We start from the raw sequence: 25203 nt of genomic DNA on the forward strand, positions 1-25203 counted from the left end.
TTGTTACATCACCGCATGATTTACTGCGGGCCGTGCGGCGTGGAAAGCTTTTCCATCACCTTGTCCAACGAGAAGCTGGCGGCTTTCTGGCGCGGCGGGTATTCCTGGAAGGTCTCCAGGAAGTCGGCCACGATGGCCTGGGCCGGCACCAGCATGTAGGCACGAGAGAACATCCAGTCGTAGTACGTGTTGGACGTGATCTGGGCGCGCTCGAATGGGTCGCGGCGCAGGTTGAAGATCAACGGCAGGCGTAACTCGGTGAACGGTTCGGCCCAGATGCGCAGGGTGCCTTCGGCGCGCTGTTCCAGGAACACGGCCTTCCAGTCGTTGTAGCGGATCGCCATGATGTCGCCATCATCGGAGAAGTAGAAAATCTCCTTGCGGGGTGAGGTTTCGGTCTCACCGGTCAGCAACGGCAGGATATTGTAGCCATCCAGGTGAATTTTATAGTTGCGACCGAGCGCGCTGGAGCGATAGCCGTCCAGCAGGTCTTCCTTGATGTCGTCCTTGCCGGCGATGGCGGCCAGGGTCGGGAACCAGTCCATGTGGTGGACGATTTCGTTGGTGTACGAACCGGCTTCGATCTTGCCGGGCCAGCGAACGTAGGCCGGGACGCGCCAGCCGCCTTCCCAGTTGGTGTTCTTCTCACCGCGGAACGGCGTCATGCCTGCATCCGGCCAGGTGTTCATGTGAACGCCGTTGTCGGTCGAGTAGAACACGATGGTGTTGTCGGCGATATCCAGCTCATCCAGCTTGTCCAGGAACCGGCCGATATGGGCGTCGTGCTCGACCATGCCGCAGCTGTACTCGTCGGCGTGCGGGTACTTGTCCTTGCACCAGGCCGTTTTCTCGTCGCTGACATGGGTGCGGGCGTGCATGCGGGTGCCGCTCCACCAGACGAACCAGGGCTGGTCCGCTTCGTGCTGGCGATCGATGAAGTCCAGGGCGCGGGCCACGGTTTCGTCATCCACCGTTTCCATGCGCTTCCTGGTCAGCGGGCCGGTGTCCTCGATCCGGCCGTCGGCGTACGAGTGCAGCACACCGCGCGGGCCGAAGCGCTTACGGAACTCCGGATCCTTGGGGTAGTCCTCGTTTTCCGGCTCTTCTTCCGCGTTCAGGTGGTAGAGGTTGCCATAAAACTCGTCGAAGCCATGGTTTGTGGGCAGGTGCTCATCCTTGTCGCCCAGGTGATTCTTGCCGAACTGGCCTGTGGCGTAACCCAGGTCCTTGAGAATGACCGCGATGGTCGGATCCTCTTCCTGCATGCCTTCTTCCGCCCCCGGCAAACCAACCTTGCTGAGACCGGTGCGGAACACGCTCTGGCCCATGATGAAGGACGAGCGCCCGGCGGTGCAGGACTGTTCGCCGTAATAGTCGGAAAAACCCATCCCTTCGTCGGCGATGCGGTCGATGTTGGGGGTCTCATAGCCCATCATGCCGCGGGAGTTGTTGGAAATGTTCCAGACGCCGACATCGTCGCCCCAGATCACCAGGATGTTGGGTTTGTCCTGGGCCAGGGCCGTCGCCGGCGCAAGAGCAGCCGTGAGCGCCAACGCGGTAATTGCGCGCAGGCCTGTACGCCATCGGCGCGGAATGCTGGGTATAGCCATAGTTTCCTCCTGAAATGCCCCATTGCGTTAGCGGGACCCCCCCGGCGCATGACGGGCTTTAGACAAACTAACACTACACCATGACAGTCAAGTTGGTGTGAATTGAATGAAACGTATATTTCCCGGCTTACCTGGGAATGGAATTGACTTGCGCCTGCCACTCCGTCTCGGCGGCCGTGGTCCATGCTTTACCGGCTTGAGAGCGGGCACGCTGGTAGAGCGATCGGGCGATATCGGGGTCGTCGGTCATGATCGCGTACCGCGCCTGCACGCGCAGTGACTGCAGGCTGTCTTCACCGCTGGCCAGGGCGCCAACCAGCGGTGCGGCCTGATCGGTATCGCCATTGTCCAGGTAGAGGTCAGCGAGTTTCGCTGCCAGGGCATTGGCCTTGCCGGACCAACCGGCTTCGCGGGCACGTAACAGCGTGTCTTCATAGGCCTGGATGGCCACGTCTCGCGCGCCTTGTGCCAGGCGTACGTCGGCGACCAGTTCCATGGCGTCCAGTTCCAGTTGTGAAAGGTCATTTTGTCGCGCGGTGACCAGGGTCGACTCGGCCGCGGCCAGGGCCGCATCGGGGTGGCCTTCATCCAGGTCGATCCAGGCGAGGCGTAGCGCGACCTGTCCGGCGCGCATACCGTCGTCGATATCGAGCAGGATTTCGCGTGCCTGTACGTAGGCCGCGCGGGCTGCCGCGGTATCACCCAGGGTTCGTTGCGCATCACCGATATGCGCCAGCGCCGTGGCCTCGAACAGCCGGTCGCCCGTCTCGGACGATATCTCCCGGGCGCGGGTGGCGACCTCCAGTGCCGATTCCGCATCGCCGCGGGTGTTGTTGAGCACCGCCAGCATGCCGTAGATGCGGCCAACGCCAACGCGGTCGCCAATCGCCTCGCGGATGGCCAATGATTCGCGATGCAGGGTCTCCGCCTCTTCCAGGCGGCCCTGGTTGCGGCGCAGGAAACCCAGGTTGTTCAGCATCATCGCCTCGTTGCGCCGGTCACCGGCTTCCCGGAATGCTGATACGGCCTCGGCCAGGTGCTCATCGGCCTCGGCCAGGCGACCCTGGTCCATGGCCAGGTTGGCGCGGGCAGAGTAGATGTACCCCGGCATGATTTTGCGGCCGTCGCGCGTGTAGGCCACCACCGCGCGATCCAGCAGCGCGGCGGCCTCGTCCCAGTCGTTACGGTCCTGGGCGACGATCGCCAGGCTGACCAGGTCGTTGCCGGCCAGGGTGTGGTCATCCAGTTCCGCGGCCAGGGCCAGCGACTCCTGCAAGGCGGTTTCGGCCTCGGTGAGGCGACCCTGTTGTTCGTAGAGCACGCCTTTGACACGCAGTACGCGGGCCAGGTGTGCCGGTGCATCGGCCGCGCGCTGCTCGGACTCCAGCGCCTTGAGCAGCGGCTCGGCCTCTTCCGACTGCCCCAGCACGCGCAGGCACGACGCCAGCTCATACCTCGGCGCGAACAAGTCGGGGTCGGCCTCGATGATCATCCGGAAGTAGCGTTCGGCCTCGGCGCATCGCCCTTCCATGGCCAGCCCCAGCCCACGGGCATGTGCCTCGTTGTGGAACGCGTCATCGGAGACCAGCGGTGATTCCTGCCCCATTCGACTACGCCCCAGCAATTCCCCATGGATGGCCTGGACCGCACCACGCGCCAGCGCCATGGGCTCGCTGCCGACCATGGTGCCGCGTTGGAACGTGCGACCCGAGGACACGAGCAAATAGTTGAGGCGCCACCCTGTTCCCGAGGGCTCCAGGGCCAGGGCGACGGCATGGGTCATGCCTTGCAGCCGGCCCAGGCTGGCGAGCAGCGGCGCCATCGCGGCTTCGTCCAGGGCGCCGGTCCAGTTTTCGACTTCGGCCAGCTTCAGCACATCCGCCTCGTTGACGGACACGATGCCACCCGACTCGTCCAGCTGCCCGCTGACGTAGCCCATCAGCCCCAGCCGTACCCAGGCCATGTCGGGGTCATCTTCCGGCACGGCCAGGGGCAGCACCGCCAGGCGGATTTCATCGTCCGGCGGCGGGGTTTGCCAGGGCGCCCAAAACGCGATGGCCAATGCGACCGCGGCCAGCAACGCCAGGGGCAGGAGAAAACGGAATCCGGAACGCGTTGATCCAGCCGCCGTTGATGCATGGGCGGTCGTGCTTGTCGTCGATTCTGTAGGCTCGCCGGTGGTCAGCTCGGCCACGTCGGCCACGAAACGATAGCCATGTCCGTGCACGGTGCCGATCATGGCCTGCTCGGTGGCATCGTCGCCGATGGCCTTCCGGGCCTTCATGACCGCGCGGGTCAAGGCCGTTTCGGTGATGACGCGCCCGGGCCAGACCGCGTCCATGAGCTCGTCCTTGCCGACCACTCGATCACGGTGGCTGGCCAGGTAATACAACAGGTCAAAAACGCGGGACTGCAACGCCATCACTCGCCCGTCACGTCGCAATTCACGCGTTCCCGGGTCAATGATGCAATCGGCAAATGCCAGGCGCTGTTCACCCATCTTATTGTTCCTGCTTGATTTTTTTACAGGTCATAAACAGGTCATGGCTTCGTCAGGCCAGCGTCAGGACATTTCCGCCCGAAAACACGAGTCTGCGCAGCAAGCGGCCAACGCGGCGTGCGCGATGAAGGCCGACCATTGTTCCACGAGGAGGAGACTCGACATGAAACGCTCACTGATACTGGTTTACGGCGTCCTATCCTACGTCATTTTCTTTGCCACCTTCCTTTACGCCGTCGGCTTTGTCGGCAACTACCTGGTGCCGGTCAGCATCGACGGCCCGCCGCAGGTGCCGCTGACCCAGGCCCTGCTCATCAACCTGGGCCTGCTGACCCTGTTCGCGGTACAGCACAGCCTGATGGCGCGGCCGTTCTTCAAACGCTGGCTGACGCGCTACGTGCCCCGGGCGGCGGAGCGCAGCACCTTTGTGCTGGCCTCCAGCCTGGCGCTGATCGTGCTGTTCATATTCTGGCAACCGATGGGCGGCGTGGTATGGCACGTGGAAAACCAGGTCGCGCGCTGCACGCTGCACACGATCTCGATACTGGGCTACGGCATCGTGTTCGTCAGCACCTTCCTGATCAACCACTTCGACCTGTTCGGGCTGCGGCAAGTTTGGCTGAACTGGCGCAAGCGCGAGGAAACGCCGCTTGAGTTCGGTACGCCGTGGCTCTACCGCCTGGTGCGCCACCCGTTGTACCTGGGCTTCATGATCGCGTTCTGGGCCGCGCCGACGATGACCATCGCCCACCTGGTGTTCGCCCTGGGCTGCACGGGCTACATACTGGGCGCCATCCAGCTGGAAGAACGCGACCTTGCCGACGCGCACCCCGAGTACAGGGATTATCGCCGTCGTGTTCCCATGCTGATCCCGCGCCTGGGCCGGCGCCACAAAGGTGGGTTGGAACAAACCGCCTGACCACGTATGCGGGGGGACAAGGGGAAGGGCCCGGCGTGTCATGCGCCGGGCCTGTTTTTGTTCCAAACCGGATTCATTCCGGGGAAACGAAGGATCGCCTCTTACCCGGTTACGATCAGGCGGATCTTCACTTAAAGTATCGTCTATGACCCAGCCCACCAGTTACCGCCTGACCGGCACCTGCCCGGACCGCGTCGGCATCGTCGCCCGTATTGCCGGCTTTATTGCCGAGCTGGGCGGATCGATCATCAGCGCCAACCAGTACGAAGATACCGAGACGGAAATGTTCTACATGCGTTACGTGGTCGGTGCCGAGCCGCTGGGCATGGACGCCGATGCATTTCGTGCGGCTTTTGAGCCGGTGGCGCGTGAGCTGGACATGACCTGGAGCCTCCGTTCATCGGACTGCCCACAGCGGGTCGTGCTGATGGCCAGCCGACAGGATCACTGCCTGGCGGACCTGCTGCACCTGCGGCGCAGCGGCGACCTGGTGTTCGACCCGGTGTGCGTGATTTCGAACCACGACGACCTTCGCGACCTGGCCGAATGGCACGGTGTGCCCTACCACCATGTACCGGTGCCGAAAGTCGGCGAAGGCAAACAACAGGCTTTTGAAACCACGTCGGCATTGATCCGCGAGGCCGCGCCGGACACCATCGTGCTGGCCCGCTACATGCAGATCCTGCCGCCATGGCTGTGCGCAGAGTATCCCAACCGCATCATCAACATTCACCACAGCTTCCTGCCATCGTTCGCCGGCGCAAGGCCGTATCACCAGGCGTTTCGGCGCGGTGTGAAACTGACCGGCGCGACCTGCCATTACGTGACCGAGGAACTGGATGCCGGGCCGATTATCGACCAGGACGTCATCCGTATCCGCCACCACGATTCCATCGATGAACTGGTCAGGCGCGGCAAGGACGTGGAAAAACGGGTGCTGGCACGCGGCTTGCGCTACCACCTGGAGGACCGGGTACTGGTCCAGGGCAACAAGACCGTGGTGTTCAGCTAGGACTCGAGTTCGCCCCAGCGCTCGAAGGCTTCTTCCAGCCGGGCCTGGACCCGGGCCAGGCGCTCGGCAACGGGCTTGGTCTGCGCTTCGCCGGCGGCGAAGAAACCCGGTTCCGCCATGCGCGCGGCCAGTTCGGCCTGCTCGGCTTCCAGGGCCTCGATCTCGGCGGGCAGCGCATCCAGCTCGCGCTTTTCATTGTAGCTCAGGCGGCGTTTGGGCGCCGGCTTCGGGGCCGATTCCGGTACTTTTACGTTATCGGCGGGTGTTTTTTCGGTTGGCTCGCCCGAGCCGCCCGCACTGAGTGAGCCACCGGAGCGCACCCAGTCGCTGTAATCGCCCACCCGTTCGTCGACATTGCCTGCGCCGTCGAGCACCAGCAGGCTGGTCACCACGTTGTCCATGAAGTCGCGGTCATGGCTGACCAGCAGCACCGTGCCGTCGAAGTTCAGCAGGATGTCTTCGAGCAGCTCCAGCGTTTCCATGTCCAGGTCGTTGGTGGGCTCGTCGAGCACCAGCAGGTTCGCCGGGCGGGTGAACAGGCGGGCCAGCACGGCGCGGTTCTGCTCGCCGCCCGAAAGCGCCTTGACCGGCTGCCGCGCGCGGTCCGGCGCGAACAGGAAATCACCCAGGTAGGCGATGGCGTGCCGTCGGCGGCCGTTGATCTCGATGAATTCTGCCCCGGCGCAGACGTTGTCCATCAGGGTCTTTTCCGGGTCCAGTTCGCCGCGGAGCTGGTCGGAGTAGGCAACTTCCAGCTTTGTTCCCAGCTTGACCGTGCCGCTGTCCGGCTCGAGTTCGCCCAGCAGCATCTTCACCAGCGTCGACTTGCCGGCGCCGTTGGCGCCGACGATCCCGATGCGGTCGCCGCGCTGGATGACAGTGGAAAAATCGCGGATCACGCAGCGGCCATCGTAGGCCTTGGAAATGTTCTCCACCTCGGCCACGCGCTTGCCTGAGCGCCCCGCGCTCTCCAGGCTGAAGTCCGCCTTGCCGGTGCGCTCACGCCGTTCACTGCGCTCGCGGCGCATGGCCTTGAGCGCGCGAACGCGGCCCTCGTTACGGGTGCGGCGCGCCTTGATGCCCTGCCGGATCCAGGTCTCCTCGGCCGCCAGCTTCTTGTCGAACAGCGCGTTGGCGCGCTCCTCCGCCTCCAGCTCCTGCTCACGATGGCGCAGGAAACCCTGGTAATCGCCCACCCAGGTGGTCAGGTAGCCACGGTCCAGCTCGGCCATCACGTTGGCCACGTTCTGCAGGAAGCGCCGGTCATGGGTAATCAACACCAGCGCGCCTTCATAAGCGCGAAGCTGCTGCTCGAGCCACTCGATGGCCGGAATGTCCAGGTGGTTGGTGGGCTCGTCCATCAGCAGGATGTCCGGCTCGCTGACCAGCGCCTGCGCCAGTGCCACGCGCCGACGCCAGCCACCCGACAGCGTGCTCATCCGCACGTCCCCATCCAGGCCCAGCTGGCTCAGCGTGGTCTCCACCCGGGTCTGCAGGGTCCAGCCGTCAATCGCCTCCAGCTTTTCCTGCACCCGCGCCAGCGCCGCCATATCGGGCTCCGCGTCGCCGGACACCATGTGGTGATAGCGGGCCAGCAGTTCGCCGGCCTCGGCCAGGCCCGCGGCGACAATGTCGTAGACGCTGTCATCGGTGGCGGCCGGCAGCGCCTGCTTCAGCCAGGCGATGCGCGTGCCGGGGCGCACCCAGCGCTCACCACTGTCGACCTGGATCGCACCGGCGACGACATTCAGGAAGGTGGTCTTGCCGGCGCCGTTGCGGCCCAGCAGGCCCACCTTCTCGCCCTTGCGGATCGTGAAGTCGACGCCGTCCAGCAACGCGAGGTTGCCGTAGTGCAGTTCCAGGTTTTCGAGTCTGAGCAGGGGCATGGCGGCAGCGATGATAGCTCACCGGCCGCCCCCTGTATGCCCCCGAAACCCCCAAAACGGGGCCGGATCAGGTGGCCAGCGCGGCCTTCAGGTCGTCCGGGCGCATCGGCAGGTCACGCAGGCGCACCCCCACAGCGGCATGGATCGCGTTGCCGATCGCCGGCGCGACCGGGATCAGCGGCGGCTCGCCCATGCCGACCGGAAACTCGGTGCTCTCGACGAAGCGGATATCCAGCTCGGGAATGTCGGCCATGCGCAGCGGCGTGTAGCTGCCCAGGTTGCGGTCAGCCACCTGGCCGGCGTCGAAACGCGTGCCCTCGTGCAGCGCCAGGCTGACGCCCCACAACATGGCGCCCTCGGCCTGCGCCAGGGCGCCGTCGGGGTGGACCACGGTGCCGCAGTCGATCGTCTGCCACAACTTCTTTACCGTGACCTTGCCGCTGGCGCGGTCGACTTTCACGTGGGCCACGCAGCCGATCCAGGTGGGCATGTCGCGCTCCTGGCCGAAGGTGCAGGCCACGCCCATGCCCTCGTCTTCGGGCAGGTCACGCCCCCAGCCGGACTGCTCGCGCACCACCCGCAGCACGTGGGCCAGGCGGTTTGCGCCGCCGATGCTCTTGGGTTCCTCGCCGGCGTTCTTGCCCGCGGCGTCCAGGTGCGCCAGGCGGAAATCGATCGGGTCGGCCCCGGCCGCGTGCGCCAGTTCGTCCATGAAGCACTCCACGCCCCAGCCGATCCAGCCGGGGCCCACGGCCCGCAGCCAACCGGGCAGGAAGGTCTCCTGCGCGAGCGTGTTGTTCATCAACCTGACACGATGGTTGGGAATGGAATACCAGTGGTTGGCGCCGCTGGCCGAAAACGGGTCGACCTTGCCGGTACCGCCCAGGCCGTCGGGCATGAAACCCGGCGCCATCGCCAGCGTTGGCCAGCCGGCCACGACCGCGCTGTCCACGGCCTCGGCCTTGCCGTCGGCGCCCACCTGGCCACGGAAGGTCTGCACCGAGGCGGACCGTGCGCAATCGAAACGGCTGTCATCCTCGCGGTTGAACACCACCTTCACCGGCTTGCCGATGGCCTTCGATGCCAGTGCGGCCGGCAGCATGGTGTCACCGAACAGGCGCCGGCCGAAGCCGCCACCCAGGTAGTACTGGTGGATGACCAGTTGCGATTCCTCGACCTGCAGGGCTGTCGCCAGCACCGGCAGGATCAGTGACTGCCACTGGTTGCCGGAGTGAAGATGCCATGTGCCGTCGACCTGCTCGGCCACGGCATTACCCGGCTCCAGCGTGAAGTGCAGCGCCGTGTGCGTCCGGTAGGTGGATTCCAGGGCGTCATCGCCCAGCACCCCGGTGTCCCCTTCGCTGACGTAGAGCACGCCGTCGTCACCGGCGGCCAGTTCGGCACCTTTTGCCAGGATGGCATCTTCATCGACCGTGGCGGTGGGCCCGGGCGTCCAGTCCACGACGATGGCGTCGGCCGCCTTGTGCGCGGCCCAGTAGCTGTCCGCCAGCGCCACCACCCAGCCCTGCAGGGTCTCGCTGGGGTCCTCCAGCACCTGGAAGCCCTGGTAACCGGTTATGGTTTTGGCGGCGCTGTCGTCAACACCGTTCACCGTGCTGCCATAACGGGTGGGGGGAACCAGCGGCCGGGCGTAGACCATTCCGGGCCGCTCGGCGTCGATGCCATAGCGGGCCGTGCCTCGGCTTTTCTCCGGCACGTCCAGCGCACTGATGGGCTTGCCGATCAGCCGGCGGTCGCTGGCGGCTTTCACCGGCAGCGCGGCCAGTTCGTCCGCCGAAAAGGTGCGGTCGACCTGGCCACGGCCGACAATCTCACCGAACGTGACCGACCGGTCGCCTACGTGCACCGCGCCATCGCGGACCTCACAGTCGGCCGGGTCTGCACCCAGCAGCGCGGCGCCGGCCTCGGCCAGCACCAGGCGCCCGGCCGCACCCGCCTGGGACATGGCCAGGTAACTGGTACTCACCGACCAGGAGCCACCGGTGACCATGTAGCCCCACTTCGGGTCGGTGTCGACATGGGTCAGGCCCACCTTCGACCAGTCGGCGCCCAGTTCCTCGGCCACGATGCGGGCCAGGGCGGTGCCCACGTGCTGGCCCATTTCGGCCCGGGCGATATTGACGTTCACATGGCCACTGGCATCGATGTTGAACCACACCGTCGGCGAAAACGCCTTGTCCTCGATTGCCGCGATCGCGGAGGTCGCCAGGCTCGCGCCGCCGAAGGCCATGACCAGGCCGGCGCCGGTGCTGCCGGCCAAGAAGCCGCGACGTGTCAGGGTGAACGAACGGTCACCACGTTTTCCCAGGGCGCCCATCTCAGGACGCCTCCCGGGCGATCTCGGCGCCGCGCAACACGGCCCGCTTGATGCGCGGGTAGGCCATGCAGCGGCACAGGTTGCCGTTCATGTGTTCGACCACCTGCGCCTCGCTGGGCGAGGGGTTGGTCGCCAACAACGTGGCGGCCTGCATGATCTGGCCGTTCTGGCAGTAACCGCACTGCGGCACCTGCACTTCCAGCCAGGCCTGTTGCAGCGGGTGGGCGTTGTCGGCGTCCAGTCCTTCAATGGTGGTGACCTCGCGGCCGGCAACCGCGGAGACCGGGGTCACGCACGAACGCGTCGCCTCGCCGTCAATATGTATCGTGCAGGCACCGCACTGGGCGATGCCGCAACCGAACCGGGTGCCCTTGAGCCCCTTGTCATCGCGCAGCACCCACAGCAGCGGGGTGTCCGGACTGGCGTCCGTGGTGGTGGTTTCGCCGTTGAGCCTGAATTCGATCATCGTCACGCACCTCTTCGGGGGAGTTTATTCGTATCGAATACCAGTATAGCGACTGGATTCAGCGCAGCGTGGCCCAGAGCCCTGCCTGGTCAAACGGCCCGGGGTCGACGACGCCCTGCGCTGCCAGCGCCGTGCTTGCGCGACGCAGACCTGCCACCGGGCACCGGTAGCCGGTGGACCAGCGCACTTCCGAAAGCCACGCGCGGGCGCTGTCGGGACGGATCCCGTAAGTCTCGGCAACCTGCTGCGCCGCGCCCGCGCGACGGCGGAAATTGCGTGCATAGCGGGCGACGATGTCCAGCGCCTTCCGGATATCGCCCGTATCCCGCGCCAGGACCTCCCGCCGGGCCGCGACCACGAAGGCCGGCCAGGGCACTTCACGCACACCCAGCCGGCGGAACTCGCCGCTGTCCACCAGCGGCTGGGTCATGTGCTTCTCCCACAGGAACACGTCGGCCTGTCCGGCGGCCAGCGCCCGGCGGGCGCCGTCCAGGTCATCGATGACCACGAATGACATGTCGTCGGTGGGCCAACCGCGGGCCGCGGCGTCGACGATGGCGATCAGGTGCGAGCCCGAGCCATGGCGGCTGATGGCCACCCGCTTACCGCGCATGTCGGCCAGGCGACGGAGCGGGCCATCGGCGGCGACATGAATACCCCAGGTCAGTGGCGACGAGACGAAGACCTTGACGATCCAGCTGGCGTCATGGCGAAGAATGTCGGCCACGGCGCCCTCGGTCAGCACCACCGCCAGGTCGAGTTCATCCTCGCGCAGGCGCCGGGTCATCTCGCCGGTGCCGGCGCCGATCTCGGTCCATTCCACGTCCAGGCCGGCCGCGGCAAACGCACCATCCTCCACGGCCAGCCGCCACGGCAGGTTGAAGTGCTCCGGGACCCCGCCAACCCGAAGCGGGCGGCTCATGGTGCCGTCGCCCCGGTTTGCGCTTCGCGCCACTGCGCCAGCGCGCCCTCCATCGCGAGCACGACCTCGCGGTCATGCTCGGTCAGCGCCTCGACGCTGCCCATTTCGTGCCAGTTCATGACCCGGCGCAAACCGTAGAAGCGGCTTTCCATGCTCATGGCCAGGCTGTTCAGGTACGGCGCTTCGCGCGACGCCAGGATCAGTTCCGCTTCGGCGACGATGTAACGGGCCAGCACCTGGTTCAGCGGGTAGATCAGCGACAGGCCATCGGATTGATCATCGCTGCCAGCCAGGATGGGCGTCAGCACACGCCCCGCACCGCCGTCCTCGTTGGGCGCGGGCACACCGGCCAGGTGGGCGATGGTCGGCACGAAATCGGTCTGGTCGGCCCACTCAATGCGATGACCGGCGCGGATACCCGGGCCGTGGAACACCGCCGGGAACATCCAGCTTTCCTCGGGCAGGGTGGGATGCCAGCCCGTGGTGGTCTGGCCATGGTCGGAAGTGACGATAAACAGGGTGTCGTCCCACTGGCCCATGTCCTGCAGCGCGGCCACCAGGCGGCCGACCTGGCGATCGGCCTCGGCGGCCTTGGCCACGTAGGGCGAGTCCGGGTGCCATATATCGTGCTTCCACGGCGCATCGTCTGCCGCCTCCAGGGTTTCGCTGCCGCCATTGCCGGTGTTCTGCAGGTGCAGCCGCAGGAAGTCGGGCGCGAAGTCGCGCAGCACTTCGATGGCCCGGCCCACGGCCACGGCATCAGTACCCACCTGCTGGATCACCACTTCGTAGCCGTCGGTGATCGACTGGTAGGAGCGGGAATTGGCGATGAAGGCCGCGTCTCCGAATTCATGCTGGAGCATGCGCTGCTTGGCCGACAGGAACAGCGTCCCCGCCATCATCATCGGGTTCGGGTACGACGAGGTATGCACCCGGGCGTACTCGCCGTGGGTGGGGTGGTACGGGATGATGCCGGTGACCTTGTCGACGACAGACCCCGTACGGGCCAGTTGGTTGAACACCGGCAGCGAAAGCCGTTCGGGTGCTTTGAAATGCAGGCCGTCGACAATGACGAGCACGGTCCTGGCCGGCGGTTCCGCGGCGTGCGCCACGCCTGCGAACAGGGTGAAAACGACCGCAACGAGCGCAAGAATCTGGCGATTCATGAGTGTAATGGACCTCCGTTGAATACGAGTGGGAAGCGTCATGTTAAACAATGCCCGACTCGCTGGCATGGAACTTCGGCGGTGTTAGACTGGTGGTTGGGGATGGTCATTATGACCGGTCATGAATATTCCGGCACCACGTGCCGGACAGGGGAAGACAGGATGTCTGCGACTCGTATCGCCGCAAGGCGAAGCGTTGTTCTGAGCACCGTATTGGGTGCACTCTTTTTCACGTCACCAGCCAGCGCACAAACCGCGCCGGTGACGTTCCAGAAGAATTTCTCGCCCGCCGTGATCGGGCCCGGCAGCACGACCCGACTACGCCTGGTCATCGACAACACGCAAGGCGCGACACCGCTCGCCGACCTGGCCTTCAGCGATACCCTGCCGGCCGGCATGACCATTGCCGCGGCGCCCGTTGCGACCTCTTCCTGCGGCGGCACCCTGAGCGCCCCAGCCGGCGGGTCAACGATCACGCTTTCCGATGGCACCCTCGGCGCCAGTGCGACTTGCGTCATCCTGGTCAACGTGACGTCTTCCACGCCTGGGTTTGCGACCAATACGACCACTGACCTGACCAGCGACCACGGCAACCATGGCACCGCCACCGCGGACCTGGACGTCGACCCCGATCTGGCCGGCTTCTCGAAGTCGTTCGCGCCGTCGACGGTCAACTATGGTGACCGCAGCACGCTGACGTTCACTGTCGACAACACGCTGAACAACAGCGCCGTGGTGAACGCCAATTTCGTCGACGTTCTGCCCCCCGGCATGGTCATCGCCTCGCCCAACAATCTCGTCCACAACTGTGACGTGGCCGCACCCGTCCTGACGCCAACCATCACCGCCCCGGCTGGCGGCAACCAGGTCACGCTCAGCTTTAGCGGAACCCTGGCCTTCCCCTTCGTGGTGGCGGGCAGCACCTGCCAGTTGAGCGTGGATGTCGTTGCGCTGACCACTGGCACGCTCGAGAATGTCAGCGGCGATTTCCTGCATGATTTCGTCAGCACCGGCACTGCAAGCGCGACCCTGGTGGCAAATGGACAGGCCCTGACCGTGCGTGAAAGTTTCCTGGCCGACCCGGTGGCCCCCGGGGAGACCATCGAACTGCAGTTCGACCTGTCCAACCAGGACCGTGCCAGCACCGCGACGGATATCACCTTTACCAACGACCTGGATGCCTCGCTCAGCGGGCTGGCCATCAGCGGCGCGTTGCCTGCCGACCCCTGCGGTGCCGGGTCAACATTGACAGGCACCAGCGTGCTGACCCTCAGCAATGCGACGCTGCCGCCGGGTGGCAGCTGCCAGTTCAGCGTCACCCTGCAGGTTCCGGCCGGCGCGACGCCAGGCGCTTACCCAAACGCGACCACCGACCTGAACGCCATCCTCGGTGGCATGGCCTTTAACGGGCCTGGAGCCAGCGACACGCTGTTCGTCAATGCCGTGCCGCAGATGACCAAGACCTTCCTGACCTCGCCGGTCGCCCCGGGAGATGACGCGGTCATGGAATTCGTCATCACCAACCCGAGCCAGGCCAGCGCCGCCACCGACGTTGAGTTTGTCGATTCAATCTCCGACTTCCTGGGGTTCGGCATCCCGTTGACCCTGTCCCTGCCAGCCGACGACTTTTGCGGCGCGGGCTCGCAGGCCAGCGCTGTTTTCCTGGACACTGACAACTTCGGCTTTTCTGTCACCGGTGTGACCCTGCCGGCGGGCGGCGACTGTACCTTCGAGGTAACGGTGACCATTCCGGCCGAGACCACGGGTGGTACCTACACCAACACGACGACGGATGTCACCGGCATCATCGACGGCACGGCACAGACCGGCCCGGCCGCATCCGCCGACCTGGAGGTGCTGTTTACGCCGCAGTTGGTCAAGTCATTCAGCCAGCCAGCAGTCCCCGGTGGCGCAGTCGACCTGGAATTCGTCCTGTCATTGCCACCGGAAGCTCCGGGGCCAGTAACGGACATCACCTTCACCGATGACCTGGGCGCGGCATTGACCGGCCTGGTCGCGACCGGCTTGCCACTGGCCGATGCCTGCGGCACGGGCGCAAGCCTGGCTGGCACCGACACCCTGACACTCACGGGTGCAACGTTGACCCCGGGTGGCAGCTGCACCATGACCGTGGCGTTGCAGGTCCCGGCAGGCGCCACGCCGGGCAGCTATACCAACACCACCTCGACGGTCTCGGCAACCAGCCAGGGCGTATCGGTCAACGGGCCAGCAGCCACCGCTGACCTGGAGGTTGTCACGCTGCGCCTGAGCAAGGAATTTACTGACGACCCGGTCATCCCCGGCGCAACCGCTACGCTGCGTTTCACCCTGGAGAATGCTGGCCAGGTCACGCTCACCAACATCTTCTTTTCTGACGACCTCAACGCGACGCTGGCCGGCCTGGCGGCAGCCGGCCTGCCCATGAACGACATTTGCGGCACCGGCTCGTCAATATCGGGTACGACCACGCTGATCTTTACAAGTGGCACGCTGGCCGCCGGTGACTCATGCACCTTCGATGTGCAACTCCAGGTCCCCGCCAACGCGGCCGATGGCGTGTATCCGAACCGAACATCCCAGGTCCAAAGCTCCGAAGGCCCGGCCATTTACGTTTCACCGGGCGCCGCAGATGACCTGACCGTCGCCGGTTCCGTGATCCTGCTGACCAAGTCTTTTACCGACGATCCGGTCGGCCCGGGTGATGCAGTCACGCTGGAGTTCACGCTGCAGAACCTAAATGCCGGCGCAGACATCACCGACATGACATTCACGGACGACCTGGATGCCGCGCTCACCGGCCTGGTGGCCACGTCACTGCCTGCCGCCGACTTCTGTGGCGCCGGCTCGACGATATCCGGTACCAACCTGCTTACCATCAGCGGCGCGTCGCTGGCCACGGGCCAGTCCTGCACCTTCAGCGCTACGCTCCAGGTGCCCGCCCAGGCGATGCCTGGCACCCCGGTAACCAACACCACCAGCGCCGTCACCGGCATGGTGTCGGGCCTGCCCGTCACGGGTTCACCGGCATCGGACGACCTGCTGATCCTGTCACAGCGGCTGTCCAAGGCCTTTTCCGCAACGGTAGCGGCCGGTGGCACAGTCGACCTCGAGTTCACCATCGACAACGACGACGGTGCGAATTCCGCCACCGCGCTGGCCTTTACCGACGACCTGGATGCCGTGTTGACTGGCCTGGTGGCAACCGGCCTGCCCATGAATGATGTCTGTGGCGCGGGATCGGTCATCAGCGGCACGGGGTTCCTGACGCTTTCCGGCGCCATGCTACCCCCGGGTGGCAGTTGCAGCTTTAGCGTGTCGCTGGCCATTCCGGCCATGGCGGCAGCCGGCACCTACGACAACACAACCTCGGCACTGACCTCGGGCGGCCTGACGGCCGGTGAGCCCGCGACCGCACAGCTGGTCATCGAACCGCCGCCGGCGTTCACCAAGTCTTTCAGCCCGGACACCGTGGGTGAAGGCATCGCCAGCACGATGACCCTGCTCATCGACAACGCCGCCTCCGCCCTGGACGGTACCGCCCTGGCGCTGACCGACAACCTGCCGTCCGGCATGACGATTGCCGGCACCCCCAACGCCAGCAACACCTGTGGCGGCACGCTCACGGCAACGGCCGGCGCAACATCGTTGAGCCTGTCGGGGGGTGCCATTGCAGCTGGCGAAGGCTGTATCGTGACGGTTGATGTCACTGCCTCGCCTGCGGGCGCATTCACCAATACCACCGGCACCCTGACGTCGTCGCTGGGTGACAGCGGCACGGCCTCCGCCACGCTCAATGTCTTACCGGCACCCATGTTCAGCAAGGCGTTCGCGCCGGTCGAGATCCAGGCCCAGGGGCTGTCAACGCTGACGCTGACCATTGATAACTCGGCCAGCACCATTACCGCGACTGGCCTGGACTTCACCGATACATTCCCGGCCGGCCTGGAGGTCGCCTCGCCCGCCAATGCCAGCACAACCTGCACCGGCGGCACACTGACGGCGGTCGCCGGCGCCAGCAGCGTCAGCTACACCGGCGCTTCGGTCTCCGCGGGCGCGACCTGCGCGATCAGTGTCGATACCACGGCCGCGGCCACCGGTGACTACGACAATGTCAGCGGCAACCTGGTGTCTTCCCTGGGTGACAGTGGCACGGCCGCGGCCACGCTGTCCGTGGTACCGGAGCCAGCGTTTACCAAGTCGTTCTCGCCAGCCGCTATCACAGCGGGTGAGCTGTCTACCCTAGTCCTGCTGATCGACAACAGCGCCGGGCCGCTACCGGCACAGGCCATCGACTTCACCGATAACCTGCCTGCAGGCGTCACCATCGCCTCACCCGCCAATGCGTCAACAAGTTGCACCGGCGGCACACTGGTGGCTGCCGACGGCGGCAGCACCATCAGCTACAGCGGTGGTGAGGTGGGCGCGCTGAGCCAGTGCCAGGTGCAGGTGGACACCACCAGCGTGACGATGGGCGACCACGTCAATATCACCGGCGCCATGACATCGTCCCTGGGGGACAGCGGCACGGCCACGGCCACGCTGACCGTCAGCCTGCTGGCCCCGGCGTTCAGCAAGGCGTTCAACCCGGCGGTCATCCCCGCCGGCGGTGACAGCACGCTGATGCTGACCATCGACAACAGCGCCGGCGCGGGTGCGGTCAACGGGCTGGCCTTTACCGATACCTTCCCCGCCGGACTGTCCATCGCCGCCACGCCGGCGGCCGGCACGGATTGCGGTGCCGGTACCGTCACCGCTGTCGCCGGCTCGAATTCCGTTTCACTGAGCGGTGGCACGGTGGCCGCCAACAGCAGCTGCACGGTCACGGTGAACGTGACCGCACCGGCGGCTGGCAGCTTTACCAACACCAGTGGCGAACTGCTGTCCGATGCCGGCACCAGCGGCACGGCCACGGCCACGCTGGACGTGGTCGCCGCCAGCGGCCTGACCCGGCAGTTTGCCGGCCCGGTCCTGCCGGGTGGCCAGGTGGCGCTGCGATACACGCTGAGCAACCCCGGCGCGGTACCAGTCACCGACATTACCTTCAGCGACGACCTCGACGGCATGCTGCCGGGGCTGGCGGCTGTCGCCGGGCCTGCGGCCGATGCCTGTGGCCCCGGCTCACAGGTGACCACCGGGGGTAACGTCGTGCTGACGGCGGGCAGCCTGCCCGGCAACGGCAGCTGCACATTCACGCTGACCGTGACCGTCCCGGCCGATGCGCCGCTGGGCAGCCACCCTGGCTCAACCAGCCCGGTCAGCTACATGGCCGGTGGCTCAGGCTTCACCGCGCCGGCCGCCACGTCCAGCCTGGAGGTCGTCTACCTGGACTTCACCAAGTCGTTCCCGGGCGGTGATGTCGCACCCGGTGACCCGGTGCTGCTGACCTTCTCGATCACCAATCCCGATGGCAGCAATGCCGCCACCGGCCTGGCGTTCACCGATGACATCGACAGCTTCGTACCCGGGGCGGTGGCCACCGGGCTGCCCATGAGCGATGTCTGCGGCGCCGGCTCGACGCTGAGCGGAACCGACATCATCAGCCTGGCGGACGGTGTGCTTGCGCCCAACAGCAGTTGCCAATTCTCGGTCACGCTTGCGCTGCCGACACCCCTGGCCGGAGGTCGCTATGTGAACCTGACCAGTCCGCTGGGCGCCGACGTAGGTGGCGCACCGGTGTCGGCGCCGGCAGGCTCTACGGCGACGGCGGCACTGGTGGTCATGCCAGCCGCACCCGCCGCGCCGGCCATACCGGTGCCCTCTCTGCCATGGCGGGGAACGGCGATCCTGGCCCTGCTGGTCGCGATTCTCGGCTTCGGCGCCATGCGTCGCTCACGTTTGGCATACTGACCCTGGTCACGACCCGGACGGAGTACGCCATGAGCCCAATGCGCCATTCACGCCGCCGCCTGCTGCAACTGGCGGGCGCGACCGCCACCCTGCCCTGGCTGGCTGGCACGGCTGGCCTTGCCAGCGCCGCCGACGTGCTGCCGCGCAAGGCCATCGGCATGCCCTTCCCCGGCGGGCTGACCCTGCCGGACAGCCCGCCCCCGGCGCCGTCGGCCGACAGTGTCGGCTTTGCCGTGGTCGGGTTGGGCTATTACGGCGCGGCGATCCTGATGCCGGCCCTGGCGCGCGCGCAGCGTTGCCACGTGGCCGCGGTCGTGTCCGGCAACCCGGACAAGGCCAACCGCATTGCCGGCGCCTACGGGCTGTCACAGGATGCCGTGTACGGCTACGACGACTTTGAGCGTATCGCCGACGATGACCGCGTCGAGGCCGTCTACATTGTCCTGCCCAGCGGCCTGCATGCCGACTGGACCGAGAAGGCCTTCGCCGCCGGCAAGCACGTGCTCTGTGAGAAGCCGATGGCCCTGAACAGCGCCGAGTGCCAGCGCATGATCGACGCCTCGGTCGCGGCTGAACGCAAACTGATGATCGGCTACCGCTGCCATTTCGAACCCTACAACCTGCGCGCGATGGAACTGATGCGCGAGGACGCCGTCGGCGGCATCCGCCACGTCGAGACCTTCCAGCAATACCGCATGGGCCCGACCAGCCCGGCCGACAACTGGCGCGTGGTGCGCTCGCTGGCCGGCGGCGGGCCGCTGGAGGACTACGGCATTTACGGCCTGCAGTCGGCGCTCTACCTGACCGGGGAGATGCCTTCGAGCATCAGCGCGGAGACGATCCAGCCGAAGGGCGACCCAAGGTTCGCCGAGATTTTTGCCTCGGTCAGGACGCGGATGACCTTCCCGTCCGGCGCTACGGCCGAACTGTTCACGTCGTACGACACCGCGCCCGGCCGCAATCGGGTTGCCGTCGAAGGCGATGCCGGCCTGCTGGAAATGGAGCCCGCGACCGGTTACTCCGGCCACCGGATGTCCCTGACCAGGAACGGCGACCAGGAAACGCTGACCCCGGGCGACCCCGGTGTACAGTTCTACCGCCAGTGCGACCACTTCGCCGACGCCATCCGGGACAATACCGAGATCATCGTTCCGGGTGAGATGGGCCTGCGCGATGTTCGCCTGATGGAAGCCATTTACGCCTCGGCGGCCAGCGGCGAGACCGTAGCGCCCGCCGCCTGACGTCACGCGCCTGAACCGAAACCCCGAAGGAGTACCCGCCTGAGATGGCCAGCAGCCTGTTCGCCCTGCTCGACGATATCGCCACCGTGCTCGACGACGTGTCCGTCATGACCAAGGTCGCGGCCAAAAAGACCGCCGGCCTGCTGGGCGACGACCTGGCCGTCAACGCCGAGCAGGTCACCGGTGTGCAGGCCAGCCGCGAATTACCGGTGGTCTGGGCCGTGGCCAAGGGCTCGGCGGTCAACAAGGCCATCCTGGTGCCGGCCGCACTGGTCATTAGCGCCATTGCCCCGTGGGTGATCACGCCCTTGCTGATGCTGGGCGGGACTTTCCTGTGTTTCGAAGGCATCGAGAAGGTCGCGCACAAGTTCCTGCATCCGCAGTCGGAAGCAGAAAAGGAGCAGGAAATCCACGACGCACTGCTTGACCCGGACGTCGACCTTAAACAGGTGGAAAAGCAGAAGATCAAGGGCGCCATCCGCACCGACTTCATCCTTTCGGCGGAAATCATCGTCATTTCGCTGGGCACCGTGGCCACGGCCGCGCTGGCCACGCGTATTGGTGTGCTCTGCGCCATCGCTGTCATCATGACGGTGGGCGTTTATGGCCTGGTCGCGGCCATCGTCAAACTGGACGACGTGGGACTGGCGATGACGAAACGACCGCGCGCCATCGTCCAGACCATCGGTCACGGCATCCTCACGGCCGCCCCCTGGCTGATGAAATTCCTGTCCGTGGCCGGCACCATCGCCATGTTCCTGGTCGGCGGCGGCATCGTCAGCCACGGTGTTCCCGCGCTACATCACCTGCAGGTCGCGATCGAAACCGCCGCCGGCGGTGGTGTCACCGGCACCCTGGCCGGGATGCTGTTCACCGGCGTGGTCGGCATCGTGCTTGGCATTGCCGTGGTGGCGATCGTCGAGGGCATCCGGCGTATGACCGGCAAGGCGAAGCACCACACATGAGTGACCCGGGCAACCCGGCTATTTCGGTCGTTGTCATCGCCTACGAGATGAACCGGGAACTGCCGCGCACCCTGCGGACGCTTTCACCCGGGTACCAGCGTGGCATCGAAGCCGGCGAGTACGAGGTCATCGTTGTCGACAACGGTTCACACCAGCCGGTGACGGCGGCCGATTGCCCGTTCGACACAACCAATATGCGTTTCCTTGACCAGGATGCCGGCGGCGTATCACCGGTGGCTGCCATTCACCAGGGGCTGGATACGGCCCGGGGCGATCTTGTCGGGGTCATGATCGACGGCGCCCGCATGGCATCTCCAGGGCTGCTGCGCCATGCCCGTGATGCCGCGAAGATACGGCCGAATCCGGTCATCGGCACACTCGCGTTTCACCTGGGCGACGATGTCCAGATGCAGTCCTGCCAGCGCGGCTACAACCAGCGAGCCGAAGACCGGTTGCTGGCCACCGTCCCCTGGGTCGACGATGGCTACCGGCTTTTTGACATTTCGGTCTTCGCCGGCTCATCGTCCAGGGGGTGGTTCCACCTGCCGTCTGAATCCAATGCCCTGTTCATGCCCAAACGGCTCTGGGCGGAACTCGGGGGTTACGATCGCGGATTCCGCAGCGTGGGCGGAGGCCTGGCCAACCTGGATACGTGGAAACGGGCCGTCGAACTCCCTCACACCGATGTGATCATGCTGCTGGGCGAAGGGACGTTTCACCAGTTTCACGGCGGTGTGGCGACAAACTCGCCACCGGGCACCATGAGCCAGGTGTTCCACGAGGAATACCGTTCGATTCGTGGCGAGCAATTCATCACCCCGGCGAACCCGGACGTCAGTTATGTGGGCACGGTACCCACCAACGCCCGACGCTTGCTGGTCGACTCTGCCCTTTCGCTCCTGCCAAACCGGGGCCAGGGGCGCGACCACGAGGCTGGTGCGCTGACTGCCCGCGAGCGCCCCTTCACGTCACCGATGCCGCCGCGCCTGGCGGAAGGCCTGCTCGGGGGCGTCATGAAAAGCCGTTATCGCGACGTGCTGATGCACAAGAGTCCGCTCGACCTGGGCATCTATCTGCAACTGTTTTCACGGATACGGCCGCGCAGCCTGGTCGAGATCGGCGGCAAGCACGGTGGCTCGGCGCTGCTGTTCGCCGACCTGCTGGGCGCCATGCACGATGACGACTACCGGGTCATCAGTATCGATAACCACCCGCGACAGGAGTTCAGTGACCGGCGCATTGACTTCCTTCGAGGTGACGCGTTGGACCTGGCCACATCCCTTTCCGCCGATGTACTACAGGCCCTGCCCCGGCCGCTGGTCGTGATCGAAGACAGTGCGCACACCTACGAAACCAGCCTGGCCGTAATGGAATTCTTTCACCCACACCTGCGACCCGGTGACTACATCATCGTAGAGGACGGTGTCGTTTCGCAGCTACCCGCGTCGCGGTTCCGGGCCTACGACCATGGGCCTAACCGGGCCGTGCGCGAGTTCCTGGCACTGCAGGGCGACCACTACGAAATCGACACTGAGCTGTGCGATTTCTACGGCTACAACATGACCTTCAACCCGAACGGCTATCTGCGGCGCAGCTGATCCCTGACCTCGCCGGGCCGGAAGCGCACTCCTTCCTCGCGTCGCCTGCGCAACAGTTCCAACAGGCCCGTGACACATGGGTTACCGGGATGCACAGCGTCCGAACGCCCCAGGATCAACTCCGGATGGTCATCCAGGGCACACCCTTTCATCGACCTGACCAGCGGGTTGTAGCGCTGCCAGAGTAGCCGGCTTGCAGGGTTGAGTCCGGCAATCAACAGCAGGCCCGTCGGCCAGGTATCCAGGGGCAGCAGGCACAGGTCGGGGCGATTCGCCTTGAGACATACGTAAAGCCGCCAGACATCCCCCGTCCAGGCACGGGTCTGTCGCACCCGCTCGGCCTGGGCCGGGGTATTGGGATAAATGTCATCAATGACCACCAGTGTGTTTGTGCTGGCGCGCCGTTCGATGTTCATGAAGTCCCGCAGCGCGTACTCGAACAGGTGCATGCCGTCGATAAACGCCAGGTCGATGGTCTCGATGCCCTCAACACGGGAACCCGACTGCTCGAAAAACACGTCGCTGGCCTGTTTTACCAGGCGCTGTCCCTCTGCCAGGGGCTGACTCAGCGCGGGTGCCGGATCGACCCCCACCGCCGGGCATTCCGCCAGCCGCATGCTGCCACCGGTCCTGACGCCAATTTCAAGATAGCCCGCAGGTGACAGGACCTCGTGGATGGTTTTCATGGCCTGCAGATAGGGGATTTCACCACGGGTCTGCTCATTCAGGGGGTTGGTTTCGGCAGGGGCCGCCGAAGCGGAGCGAAGCGCGAGCGTGTGCTGGTTGGGGCGTGGTGCCATGGAGTCGCTGCCCTCTTCAGCGAAGGCATGTGAGAACACACCGACAAGGTCGTTCCATGGCCCCCGCTCATCCTGCCAGCAGTCGACCAGCTGCATGCCGGTGTAACGCGCCAGCGCCGCCATCGCGTCCGGGTAGAAGCGGTAGCAATCCACGGGGAAGCGGTGAACCGGCCCGGCCGAGGGCACAATCAGGAAAACCAGCCCCTCCGGCCGCACCACCCGGGCCACCTCCTCGAACAGTTTCCAGAAAAACTCGACATGCTCGAAGGCCTGCCCGCTGATGACGATATCCACGGAGCCGGAATCGAAGGGCAGGACGTACGGGTCGTCGAGCACGATATCCACGCCATCACCGGCCACCAGGTCAACGGCAAGGAAGTCATAAATCGGGTCCGAAAAAATGTCGGCATAACTGCCGTTGACATTGCTGCCACCGATATCGACCACGGTCAGCCGTTCACGGCCGGCAAGGTCGACCTGTCCGGCGAACCGCTCGTAGCACTTTTGCATATTGTCCAGTGATGAGGCGTGCATGTATCAGGCAGTCCGTACTCGTGTTGTTCCGGGTTTGCCGATAGTAACGTACATCTTCTGCCAGCCAGCACGCCGTCCAGTTCATGTACAGTGGCTTCAGTGCTTCGATCCCACCAGGACAGGAAAACTTGAACGAACTGCCCTTCAGCTACCGCGTTGAGCGACGCAAACGCGTGACCCGCCGATTACACCTGGCGCTGGATGACGACGGTGAATTGCTCGCGGTCGTCCCGCGCCATGTCGGTGATGCGGCCGTGCACCGGTTGCTGGTGAAGAACGTCGCCACGGTTGAGCGATACCTGCGGCGTGCCCAGGCGCGTCGACCGCCGCCCCTGGAATGGCACGATGGCAGCATGCACCTGTTCACCGGCCGGACCCTGCCGCTCCAACTACGCGCGCAACGTGGGCGCGCACGGGAAACGGAATTCACCGACCAACACATCGCTGTTTACAGCCACCAACTCGATGAGGACAGCGTGCGGCGAACCTTGCGTGCCGGCTACCTGGCGCAGGCACGACGGCTGTTCGCGCAGCGTGTCGACACGATCAGGGCCGGCGCCGATTGGACCCGCGGTCTAAAAATCGAACTGAAACTGCAACGCATGAAACGCACCTGGGGCACCTGCAGTTCGAAGGGCGTGATCCGCCTGAACACCCACCTGGTCAAGGCGCCACCGCAGTGCCTGGACTACGTGATCGCCCACGAGCTCTGCCATCTTCAGGTCATGAACCATGGGCCGGAGTTTTACCGGCTCCAGGACGCACTGTACCCGGGCTGGCAAGATGTCCGCACGCACCTGCGCGAGCATGGCCGGCGCTACACCCGCGACTGAGTGAAGGTTTCGTCCACCGTGAAACTGATGAAATTGATATTGATCGTTGTGGCCGGCGCGCTGGCCATCGCCGCCGGCGCCCGGCTGGCGATTCCCATGGTGCCGGTGCCGACCACCGGGCAGACCCTGGCGGTGGTTATCGTCGGCCTTTTGGCCGGGCCGCGACTGGGTGCCGCATCCGCGGTGCTTTACCTGGTGATGGTGCTGGCCGGGTTGCCGGTGCTGGCCAGTGGCGAGCGGCTGGCCGGTGCGGCATTTCTGCAGTCGGCCACCGCGGGCTACGTCGTCGGTTTTATACCTGCCGCCGCAGTAGTCGGGGTGATCGGCTGGCGCCGCGGCTTCGTACTCGCCTGCCTGGCCGCCGTGGCCGGCCATGCCGTGGTGCTGGCCTGTGGCGTACCATTGCTGGCCCTGAAGATTGGCTGGGGCGCCGCCGTCACCCATGGCCTGTTGCCGTTCCTGTTGGGTGCGCTTGCCAAGAGCGTGGTCGGCGCGGGGATCGTGACCGGCATCCGCGCCATGCGGCGTGACGCCCAGGTGGATGAACGCCGGCCAGGCTGAACCCG

General features: G+C 65.5%; 16 protein-coding genes. 8 read left to right on the forward strand and 8 right to left on the reverse strand.

All coding sequences use genetic code 11. The features are described 5' to 3' along the window. Positions 1-20: 20 nt before the first annotated feature. Together F3N42_RS04090 and F3N42_RS04095 are read right to left on the reverse strand one after the other, a co-directional pair. Positions 21-1610, reverse strand: a complete 1590-nt coding sequence (locus F3N42_RS04090; RefSeq protein WP_150863097.1) for an arylsulfatase — start codon at positions 1608-1610, stop codon at positions 21-23. Positions 1611-1737: 127 nt separating this feature from the next. Then, positions 1738-4110 (reverse strand): tetratricopeptide repeat protein, encoded by a 2373-nt coding sequence (locus F3N42_RS04095; protein ID WP_150863098.1) that lies wholly within the window; start codon positions 4108-4110, stop codon positions 1738-1740. 163 nt (positions 4111-4273) lie between these two features. Between F3N42_RS04095 and mddA the strand changes: the two genes are divergently transcribed. Both mddA and purU read left to right on the forward strand, forming a co-directional pair. After that, positions 4274-5029 carry a methanethiol S-methyltransferase gene (mddA, locus tag F3N42_RS04100; RefSeq protein ID WP_150863099.1) on the forward strand — a complete coding sequence of 252 codons (756 nt, stop codon included), beginning with the start codon at positions 4274-4276 and terminating at the stop codon, positions 5027-5029. 145 nt (positions 5030-5174) lie between these two features. Continuing rightward, on the forward strand, positions 5175-6041 hold the full coding sequence (gene purU / locus F3N42_RS04105) for a formyltetrahydrofolate deformylase (RefSeq protein WP_150863100.1): 867 nt from the start codon (positions 5175-5177) through the stop codon (positions 6039-6041). Here purU and F3N42_RS04110 read toward each other — a convergent pair. The 5 genes from F3N42_RS04110 to F3N42_RS04130 form a co-directional block, all read right to left on the reverse strand. Beyond that, positions 6038-7927: an ATP-binding cassette domain-containing protein gene (locus F3N42_RS04110; protein ID WP_150863101.1), complete on the reverse strand. Its 1890-nt coding sequence runs from the start codon at positions 7925-7927 to the stop codon at positions 6038-6040. The genes purU and F3N42_RS04110 overlap by 4 nt on opposite strands. A 67-nt stretch (positions 7928-7994) precedes the next feature. Further along, positions 7995-10265: a xanthine dehydrogenase family protein molybdopterin-binding subunit gene (locus F3N42_RS04115; protein WP_150863102.1), complete on the reverse strand. Its 2271-nt coding sequence runs from the start codon at positions 10263-10265 to the stop codon at positions 7995-7997. A gap of 1 nt (position 10266) precedes the next feature. Then, positions 10267-10731 (reverse strand): (2Fe-2S)-binding protein, encoded by a 465-nt coding sequence (locus tag F3N42_RS04120; RefSeq protein WP_150863103.1) that lies wholly within the window; start codon positions 10729-10731, stop codon positions 10267-10269. Between the two features lie 58 nt (positions 10732-10789). Continuing rightward, a complete protein-coding gene (locus tag F3N42_RS04125; RefSeq protein WP_150863104.1) occupies positions 10790-11653 on the reverse strand; it encodes a PhnD/SsuA/transferrin family substrate-binding protein in 864 nt (287 codons plus the stop codon). After that, positions 11650-12819: a sulfatase-like hydrolase/transferase gene (locus F3N42_RS04130; RefSeq protein ID WP_224784683.1), complete on the reverse strand. Its 1170-nt coding sequence runs from the start codon at positions 12817-12819 to the stop codon at positions 11650-11652. Before F3N42_RS04130 ends, F3N42_RS04125 begins: the two co-directional genes overlap by 4 nt. A gap of 213 nt (positions 12820-13032) precedes the next feature. Between F3N42_RS04130 and F3N42_RS04135 the strand changes: the two genes are divergently transcribed. From F3N42_RS04135 to F3N42_RS15720, 4 genes are read left to right on the forward strand one after another with little or no spacing between them, the layout of a single operon-like run. Then, entirely contained in the window at positions 13033-18666 is a 5634-nt protein-coding gene (locus F3N42_RS04135) for a beta strand repeat-containing protein (protein WP_191621225.1), read from the forward strand. A gap of 29 nt (positions 18667-18695) precedes the next feature. Next, positions 18696-19907, forward strand: a complete 1212-nt coding sequence (locus F3N42_RS04140) for a Gfo/Idh/MocA family protein (RefSeq protein ID WP_150863107.1) — start codon at positions 18696-18698, stop codon at positions 19905-19907. 44 nt (positions 19908-19951) lie between these two features. Then, on the forward strand, positions 19952-20872 hold the full coding sequence (locus F3N42_RS04145) for a DUF808 domain-containing protein (protein WP_150863108.1): 921 nt from the start codon (positions 19952-19954) through the stop codon (positions 20870-20872). Then, positions 20869-22470, forward strand: coding sequence for a CmcI family methyltransferase (locus F3N42_RS15720; protein WP_150863109.1), 1602 nt, complete (start codon positions 20869-20871; stop codon positions 22468-22470). Before F3N42_RS04145 ends, F3N42_RS15720 begins: the two co-directional genes overlap by 4 nt. Here F3N42_RS15720 and F3N42_RS04155 read toward each other — a convergent pair. Beyond that, complete coding sequence (locus tag F3N42_RS04155; RefSeq protein WP_150863110.1) at positions 22452-23804, reverse strand: methyltransferase domain-containing protein; 1353 nt, start codon at positions 23802-23804, stop codon at positions 22452-22454. The two genes, F3N42_RS15720 and F3N42_RS04155, sit on opposite strands and share 19 nt — an antisense overlap. Before the next feature lie 128 nt (positions 23805-23932). Between F3N42_RS04155 and F3N42_RS04160 the strand changes: the two genes are divergently transcribed. Then, positions 23933-24637, forward strand: a complete 705-nt coding sequence (locus F3N42_RS04160) for a M48 family metallopeptidase (protein WP_191621226.1) — start codon at positions 23933-23935, stop codon at positions 24635-24637. A gap of 27 nt (positions 24638-24664) precedes the next feature. Next, entirely contained in the window at positions 24665-25198 is a 534-nt protein-coding gene (locus tag F3N42_RS04165; RefSeq protein ID WP_150863112.1) for a biotin transporter BioY, read from the forward strand. Positions 25199-25203 lie beyond the last annotated feature (5 nt).

The organism is Marinihelvus fidelis (assembly GCF_008725655.1).
In the GTDB taxonomy this organism is placed as follows: domain Bacteria; phylum Pseudomonadota; class Gammaproteobacteria; order Xanthomonadales; family SZUA-36; genus Marinihelvus; species Marinihelvus fidelis.